This is a genomic window from Arthrobacter sp. Hiyo1 (assembly GCF_001263615.2).
In the GTDB taxonomy this organism is placed as follows: Bacteria; Actinomycetota; Actinomycetes; order Actinomycetales; family Micrococcaceae; genus Arthrobacter.
This window is the reverse complement of record NZ_DF952472.1, coordinates 359,640-360,377: the sequence shown is the minus strand read 5'-3', so window position 1 is coordinate 360,377 and position 738 is coordinate 359,640. Positions and strand designations below refer to the sequence as shown.

The window sequence follows — 738 nt, the reverse complement described above, 5'->3', positions numbered from 1 at the left end:
CCGGTGCCGCAGGGCAACTACTCGGCGCTTTCGGCCTCCAGCGGCGCGCTGCTGTGGCTCGATACCCCCCTCTCAGGCGTCACGGGAGATGGCCGTGGCACGGTGCAGGACAAGGCACCTGCTCCAGCGCTGGTCCGCTACGAGCTTTCGAAGCAGAAACAGGTCACACTCGTCCCCGCCGTGGAGCGCTACCGACTCTCCGGAGACGGCAAGAAACTGGTCTTCGTCAATGATAAGCAGGTTGTCGCCGTACCATCCGACGCCAAGGCCGAGGAAGAATCGGGAGAGCTTGTCAAGGTTGAGCTGAACCGGATCCGGATGGTCTTGGATCCGTTGTCCGTATGGGGACAGGCATTCGACGAAGCATGGCGGCTGCAGCGGGACTTCTTCTGGACCGAAGACATGGCGGGCCAGGACTGGGATTCGGTCTACCGGCGGTACCGTCCCGTCGTCGAACGCCTCGGCTCGCACGACGACCTGGTGGACCTTCTGTGGGAACTGCACGGTGAGCTTGGCACGTCCCACGCATACGTTCGTCCGGCTGCGGTGGGCGAACCAGGGAGCAACGGCCAGGGCAGGCTCGGTGCCGACCTCAAGCTCACGGAAGCCGGTTGGGAGATCACGCGCATCCTGGCGGGAGACACTTCCGACCCCCTGGCCAACTCGCCGCTGACCCGGCCGGGAGCCGACGCGAAGGTGGGCGACGTGATCCTGGCGATCGACGGCGTCGGGCTCTCC

Annotated in this window: 1 protein-coding gene; it reads left to right on the top strand. The window is 65.4% G+C overall.

Annotation, left to right across the window (positions count from 1 at the left end; genetic code table 11):
- Window positions 1-738, top strand: a 738-nt coding sequence (locus AHiyo1_RS26955) for a PDZ domain-containing protein (protein ID WP_253257374.1), incomplete at both ends; no start/stop codon positions are given.